Annotated in this window: 6 protein-coding genes and 2 pseudogenes; all 8 read left to right on the forward strand. The window is 54.0% G+C overall.

What is annotated here, in order from left to right; genetic code table 11:
* Window positions 1-98: 98 nt before the first annotated feature.
* The gene (locus KP705_RS14955) at window positions 99-611 is read left to right on the forward strand and encodes an IS5 family transposase (protein WP_215764737.1); all 513 of its coding nucleotides are present in this window, start codon (window positions 99-101) and stop codon (window positions 609-611) included.
* 94 nt (window positions 612-705) lie between these two features.
* Window positions 706-1,695: a DDE-type integrase/transposase/recombinase gene (locus tag KP705_RS14960; protein ID WP_015075000.1), complete on the forward strand. Its 990-nt coding sequence runs from the start codon at window positions 706-708 to the stop codon at window positions 1,693-1,695.
* A 270-nt stretch (window positions 1,696-1,965) separates the two neighbouring features.
* Window positions 1,966-3,069 (forward strand): Fic family protein, encoded by a 1,104-nt coding sequence (locus tag KP705_RS14965; protein WP_015075002.1) that lies wholly within the window; start codon window positions 1,966-1,968, stop codon window positions 3,067-3,069.
* A 51-nt stretch (window positions 3,070-3,120) separates the two neighbouring features.
* Window positions 3,121-4,491 carry a hypothetical protein gene (locus tag KP705_RS14970; protein ID WP_015075003.1) on the forward strand — a complete coding sequence of 457 codons (1,371 nt, stop codon included), beginning with the start codon at window positions 3,121-3,123 and terminating at the stop codon, window positions 4,489-4,491.
* Window positions 4,492-4,604: 113 nt separating this feature from the next.
* On the forward strand, window positions 4,605-5,921 hold the full coding sequence (locus KP705_RS14975) for a glycoside hydrolase family 28 protein (RefSeq protein WP_016738512.1): 1,317 nt from the start codon (window positions 4,605-4,607) through the stop codon (window positions 5,919-5,921).
* A gap of 193 nt (window positions 5,922-6,114) precedes the next feature.
* Complete coding sequence (locus KP705_RS14980; protein WP_015075006.1) at window positions 6,115-6,375, forward strand: type II toxin-antitoxin system RelB/DinJ family antitoxin; 261 nt, start codon at window positions 6,115-6,117, stop codon at window positions 6,373-6,375.
* A pseudogene (locus KP705_RS14985) lies at window positions 6,372-6,666 on the forward strand (type II toxin-antitoxin system RelE family toxin). The gene KP705_RS14980 and the pseudogene KP705_RS14985 overlap by 4 nt, the downstream one beginning before the upstream one ends.
* Window positions 6,667-6,897: 231 nt before the next feature.
* Window positions 6,898-6,996, forward strand: a pseudogene (locus KP705_RS14990) (IS5/IS1182 family transposase); the annotation flags it as partial.

Raw genomic sequence — 6,996 nt, forward strand, 5'->3', positions numbered from 1 at the left:
AAATGGAACTCGGTCTATGTCMGGTTCCGGCGTTGGGCTGAACAGGGTGTATGGGATGCCTTGCTGCAAACTCTGGTGGACGTGGGACTGAGTGATGACTGGCAGCATATGGTCGACAGTACCGTGGTTCGCGCCCACTCCCAGGCAACGGGTGCAAAAGGGGGGCTCATACGGAAGGTTTTGGTCGATCACGCGGCGGTTTTACGAGCAAAATCCACGCCCGGTGCGACAATCAAGGACGTCCTTTCGGCTTTGCCCTTAGCGGAGGTCAGCTCTCGGATTACACAGCCACAGATACCCTGATGGCGTTTGCGGTTCCAAACCCCAAAGCCATGCTGGCCGACCGGGGCTATGACAGCGACTGGTTCCGCCAGGATCTGCTGCTCCGTGGTATCCTGCCGGTTATTCCCTCACGAAAAGGCCGCAGTGTTCCACAGAAAACAGACTGGCGGCGTTACAGAGACCGCAACCGCATCGAGCGGATGTTCAACAAACTCAAGCAGATGCGACGCATCGCGACCCGATACGACAAAACCGCCTTGTCCTTCATGAGCTTCCTCAATATCGCCGCCGCGAGGCTTTGGATTGAATCTTTTGTCAACGCGACCTAGCTGTCAGGTTGTGAGACGTCATTGGGACGGCGTATCGTGGGCTATTGCCGCTTACGCCCCCCGGGTTTGACGTTGAACGCCGGAGTGATTGTTAATGCATCAGATCCATCCGCAAGCCCGCACCACACCTGTCGTCCGGGCCCAAATCGCACGCTCGATGGAAGGGACCGGGGTGTTGGCGCGACGCTTCGGCGTCAGCGACGAGACGGTGCGCAAATGGCGCAGGCGTGGAGCCGAGGGGTGCACGGATCGAAGCAGTAAGCCCCGGTTACTGGCCTGGAAAACGACCGAGGAAGAGCGCGCGATTGTCTGCCATCTTCGTCGCGCCACCGAATTCGGGCTCGATGACCTGACGTTCGTGCTGCGGCACTTCCTGCCTCACCTCAACAGAGATAGCGTCTGGCGTATTCTTAAGGACGCAGGGCTCAACCGACGGCCGCCGAAGGAGAAAATTTGTCCCGTGCGCGGCGACGGCACATTCCGGTACTACGACCTGGGCTATGTCCATATCGACGTGAAGCATCTGCCGAAGCTGCAAACCAAAGATGGCGAGGCCCGTAAACGCTTCCTGTATGTCGCGATCGACCGCTGCTCACGTTTCGTGCATCTGGCCGTCTACGACGCCGAGAATGCTGTCAATGCCGTCGATTTTCTAAAGACCGTCAAAACCGCCTTTCCTTTCCGGATCACGCATATCCTGACCGACCGAGGCTCGTGCTTCACTGCAGACGCCTTCGAGAAAGCCTGTCAGAATGTCGATCGTCGGCGAACCAGAGCGTATTCCCCTCAGACGAACGGTATGGTCGAGCGGTTCAACGGTCGCATCGCAACCGAGGTTCTGCCGATCAACGTCGCACACCACACGGATCTCGAAGTCCTGCTGCATGGGTTCAATCACGCTTATAACCTGCGCCGACAGCGGGTTCTGGGCGGCCTTTCGCCTACCGCCAAAGTCGCCGAGCGCCTCAGGCAGAGACCACGTCTGCGTAATCGAAGCTATAAAACTATGACAGAAGTCAGTATCATGAACGACGTCGACCGTATCATGGTTTACGCCAATGACGTCTCACAACCTGACAGCTAGTCAATATCGTCTACAATATACGCCGCTTCCTCTTCCTCGAGAGGATCAGCACCAAAGCATAGCTATCCAGAGGGTAACAGCCTCCGATCTGCTCAAAACGCAGATCAAAAATAACCCAAAGCACCGTCGATCAAAGCGCTAAAAGCCAAAAATCACCAGCCAAGCGTATCAACCAACAGTTCTTCGATCCCTCCAGGTGATTGATAAGTTTCGCTTCTATCAATCATATTTTACAGTTAAAGTGATTGATAGAAGGTTGGAGTATCGATCATGCGTTGGAATTGGCAGCGTCCGGACTGGCCGCAGTTTCAGTTTGAGACAGGTCTCTTGCGTGAGGCTGAAACGCAGTTTCTGAAAGGTTCGGGCGTTGTCGTGGGCGCGATGCAACATCTGGACAAAGGTGCCAATCAGCAGCTCATTGTTCAGCTGATCTCACAGGAAATGGTCGAGAGTTCTGCCATTGAGGGTGAGGTTCTTGATCGGGCGAGTGTGCAATCTTCGATTGCCCGCCAGTTGGGCTTTGCTCCAGACAAGCGGCGCTCCACGCCAGCGGAGGCTGGGGCCGCGGAATTGATGGTCGATCTCTATCGACATTATGCGGCTCCTTTAACCGACCAACTCCTGTTCGACTGGCATGCCATGCTGATGAATGGTCGCCGTGATCTGGACGTCATCGGTGGATATCGGACGCATGCAGAAGCTATGCAGATTATCTCAGGCCCTCTCCATGCGTCGCATATCCACTTTGAAGCTCCGCCGTCACAAAATGTGCCGAGCGAGATGGCGCAGTTTGTTGAGTGGTTTAACAAAACAGCGCCAACCGGAGCGGAGCCTCTCCCTGCTATCGAACGGGCGGCGGTTGCCCATTTGTGGTTTGAGACCATCCATCCTTTCGAAGATGGGAATGGACGTATCGGACGAGCTCTTGCTGAGAAGGCATTAGCGCAAAGCCTTGAGGCCCCGACGCTTACGGCACTGGCTGCAATCATCAACGCAAACAAGAAAGCCTATTATCTCGAATTGCATCGTGCCAGCGAAACCAACCACATTGATGCGTGGATGGGGTGGTTTGGAAATGTCGTTCTGGAAGCCCAGTCTCGCACGCTTCAGAATATTCGTTTTTTAATTGAGAAAACGCGTTTTCTGGACGGCCTCCGTGACAAGCTGAACACTCGTCAGGAAAAGGCTCTGATTCGGATGTTGGCAGAAGGGCCTGACGGCTTCCAAGGCGGTCTAAGTGCCCAGAACTATCGTTCGATCACAGGCGCCACATCTGCCACGGCGACGCGTGACCTGGCCGATCTGGTGTCTCTCGGTGCTCTTAATCGGACAGGAGAAAACCGCTATGCACGATATTCTCTTCGTCTCGGGTAAACAGGGTGTTTGCCGTTCCACCGCAGAAAAATAGTGGAGTTCGTCGCATTTATGAACGCTGACAATCTGACAGGGCTTATCGGATATCTGAAACAGGATCAGTGGCAATCCTGTTTTGAAGAAGTGTTGGGTGAGCATCTGGGACCGGCTTTAGAGGCGGCGGATATCAGCTTCGAAGACCTGGGAGATATCTTAGGGCAGGGTGCGGCAATGTCACTCTGGGGCTGTGCCTTCGAAGATTTCTTGGGACAGGACTGGGATAATGAAAATTTCGTTGAGGTCTATCTGAAACGACGGGGCTGGAAAGAAGGTCCACGCAAAAGCGCTTATATGCGGGGCCTCAAAGAGGCCGTCATGAGCCTGTATGAGGTTTCGCAGATCGTGCCGGGTCAAAGCATGATGGTGCGTGACCTGTTGCGGGGTGGTGATCCTGTTCTGGTTCATGAACGCTCAGCCACACAGTCCTTGAAGCCTTGGGAGCGCATCGCGGCACGCCTTGTTCCAGAAGACGGCAAAATGGTTTTGGCAGGGAGTCTGTTGGCATATTCTCAGCAGGCTTGCGAAGATCTGGCTGAGAATATGCGCGATGTTCTCAAGCGTAAGCGAGGTCAGGCTGAGTTTCCAAAGATCAAGACAGAGGTGCTCCGTGATCTGGCTCCGGTCTTCACGCTGACTTGGCTCTTTAGAACCATGGAAAACATGGTGAGCGCCTCCGAGCCACCTGTCCTGTTTAACAGCGATGGCGAAGACCTGGTCTTTCATGACGTATGTTTTCCTCTCAGCAAGGGAAGCACTCAGAAGAGCATTGCCGAGGTTTTGAATACGATACCCTGTTTGCAGCATGCGGGGCGCATGATCTGGAATTGGACGCGTCAGGCGGGTGACCATATTCCTGAGGCCCATTCTAAGGCAGAAGACAGCAAAGCTCAGTTTTTGAGTACGACGTTGGATGATGGTGGTCTTGTTCTGGGGGCGCTGGAACTGAAAGGCCGTCAGCTGAGATTGCAGGTCAATTCAGAAACGCGGGCTAAGCAAGGCACGGCTCTACTCTGCAACGCCTTGGGATGTCTGATTGGATCCCCTCTGACACAGATTATGACCGCTGAGCAGGCTATAGAAGAGCAGCGGACCTCTGGTCGAGGGGATGTGCGTGAAGACGAGATCCCGCTTGAAGAGGAAGCGGAAATTTTGGCTGCTGTTCTGGAGCAGCATTATCGCCGTGTTCTGGATGAGGTTGTTCCGGGGCTTGGGCATGTCACGCCGAGGCAGGCTGTTACAACAGCGGCGGGGAAGAAGAAAGTTGCGGCCTGGTTGAAGCAGATTGAAGCCACGACAGCAGGCTTGGGGCGTGAGGGGGCAGGGGCCTCTTTCAGCTTTGACTGGATGTGGGAAGAGCTGGGTATCAAGGGGCTGCGGAAGTGACAGGCATTGCTGGCCAACAACACAACCAGTCGGACCAAAGGTCTGTTTTAGGCAGCTGTTCTATGAGAGGCAGGCGCCTCGTTTTAGGTGGAGTGGTCGCGGCGTTGTTGTGCATGCCCATGACCAGTCATGCCGCTTCGTCTCGCTGTGATCCTGTTACTTATAGTGCACGGCATGATGGCCGCACCAATGACGGTCCGGCCATTCAACGTGCCATTACAGCCTGTAGCGAGGCTGGCGGTGGTGTGGTGTCGTTGGCGTCTGGAATATGGTTGAGCGGCCCTTTATCTCTCAAAAACCACGTCACGCTGAACTTAGAGAAGGGAAGTACCCTTCTGGGGAGTTCGGACACGCGTCTATTCCACTGGGCCTTTCTGGGGAAAGCAGCGCAGCCCGGTGAAGCCCTTGTTTCTGCGATTGATGTTCAGGACGTGGCTATAACCGGTCAGGGCCATATTGATGGGAATGGCGCTGCTGTCTGGTGGCCTCAAGCGGTGCGGGCGCACAAGACGCAGACCTCAGGTCCTTTACCTTACGGGCCAGATTATCCAGGGGTTCCTGCTGCGAATGGTCTGCCACGCCCCTGGCTGATTGAGTTTTCGCATGTGCAGCATGGACGGATCTCAGGCGTTACGGCGACCAATTCTCCAATGTGGACGGTCGTTGTAAGGGAGTCCAGCCAGATCAGGATTGACCATCTCACGATCCGCAACCCGGCCTCGTCTCGGAATACCGATGGTATTGATCTCGTCTCCTCGGATCATGTCACGATGAGCAATCTTGAGATTGCGACAGGGGATGACAACATCGCCATCAAGTCCGGTTTGACGCAGCCAGGACAAGCTGCGAGCGATATTAGCATTACACAGTCTCGCTTTGGCGAAGGACACGGTCTGTCCATTGGTAGTGAACTGGCCAATGGGGCTCATCATATTAGAATTTCTGACGTTTCATTTCAGAACACGCTGTCCGGACTGCGAATTAAGTCTGGGCGGGATCGTGGCGGAGATATTGGCTGGATCAGCGCAGAACATCTGACGATGGACCATGTTCGGGTTCCGCTGTCGATCAGTGATTATTATGCAGGGCAGCCGGGGGGAACGCAGCAGACTGCCTTGATGACCGAGCCCGCTGCTCCGGTAACATCAACGACCCCGCATATTCATGATGTCACCATAACAGATATGACGGCGACAAATGCGGGGACGGTGGGCGTTGTGTTGGGTTTGCCTGAGGCACCGATCGAGGGTCTGACACTGAGACATGTTCGACTGTCGGCCCGGAAGGGGCTGCAGCTTAGTCATGTTAGCGGACGTTCCTTTGAAAGCACGCTCACAGTTCAGACGCCTCCAGTAACTCAGTGTGGACCTGGTGTGCATATTGACGGGTCAGATCTGCGCTGCACGGATGAGAGAAGAGTTCATGAATGAGTTTTTTTACTCGCCATGATTGACCGTCTGTCGACTCAGAAAAAACACAGCAGACAGGCGGTAATCGCTTCTTTTCTGCTGTTTCCGGAACCGATCTGTCATTCCCGAATGCAGACATCAGCATTGGCCACCTTTCGCTTCATTTGTATAAACGAATGTGATACATATGTATATACACGCAAGGAGGCTTAGTATGTCTGCTGTCACATTCCGGGTAGATGAAACACTGAAGGCAGCAGCTGTTGAGAAGCTGTCCGCTCAAGGCATTTCGCTTTCTGACGTACTGCGCGATACTCTCGCATATATTGCTGAAACGGGTCGCTCTCCGGTCAAACGCACGCTTGTCACAGACGAGGATGCGCAGCTGATCGAGATTGTGCGCGAACGTCTCAAAAACCCTGCCCAAAAGCACCGTATGGCTTTTGCTAAGCTTAAGAGCCGTTATCGCGAATGAAAGAGTATTGTCTTGAATTCGACGATAGAGCGCTCAGGGAGTGGGATGCTCTTGACGGCAATGTGCGGAAGAAATTTGAAAAGAAGCTGGAAAAGCTGATCTGGAACCCACACTCTCCAGGAAACGAGCTTCATCGCGATCTAGCGGGGAGGTTACAAGATTAAACTTCTGAAAGATGACTACCGCCTTGTTTATCAGGTCATCGACGAACGGATCGTTATTTATGTGGTCGCCGTTGGCCAGAGAGCCGATAATGAGATTTGTGAATTAGCATCGAAACGAACAGAGTGAATTTACTGTCTGGTAGAAAGTCAGCTCTCGCCTACATTTCAGATATCCAAGCGGATGTGACGGCTTCCCGAAAGCCGACATTGTTAGGCGAGTAGCGATATACTGAGTTTGGGACATTCCAGCCGTTCGCGTTCATGGCCGAAAAGGGCAGGTGGAGGGTTCGAAAAACCCTTGGCTCTGAGCTGTTCTGTGTGATTCCATTTCTTCGGCGTTGATTGGGGATGGTGGAAGATGAAGCAGCCTGGTTTCTTTGATGTTGAAGAGCGCCTTGCTCGGCTGAGCGGGCTTGGCGATCAGCTGGAGGCCTTTTCCCGGACTGTGGATTTTGAG

Origin of the sequence: Gluconobacter sp. P1D12_c, from assembly GCF_018812105.1 — a bacterium.
GTDB lineage: Bacteria > Pseudomonadota > Alphaproteobacteria > Acetobacterales > Acetobacteraceae > Gluconobacter > Gluconobacter oxydans_A.

Excerpts from the sequence above, each read along its gene's own strand:
- KP705_RS14960 (WP_015075000.1), top strand. The coding sequence starts at position 706 with ATGCATCAGATCCATCCGCAAGCCCGCACCACACCTGTCGTCCGGGCC.
- KP705_RS14975 (WP_016738512.1), top strand. The coding sequence starts at position 4,605 with ATGCCCATGACCAGTCATGCCGCTTCGTCTCGCTGTGATCCTGTTACT.
- KP705_RS14980 (WP_015075006.1), top strand. The coding sequence starts at position 6,115 with ATGTCTGCTGTCACATTCCGGGTAGATGAAACACTGAAGGCAGCAGCT.
- KP705_RS14970 (WP_015075003.1), top strand. The coding sequence starts at position 3,121 with ATGAACGCTGACAATCTGACAGGGCTTATCGGATATCTGAAACAGGAT.
- KP705_RS14965 (WP_015075002.1), top strand. The coding sequence starts at position 1,966 with ATGCGTTGGAATTGGCAGCGTCCGGACTGGCCGCAGTTTCAGTTTGAG.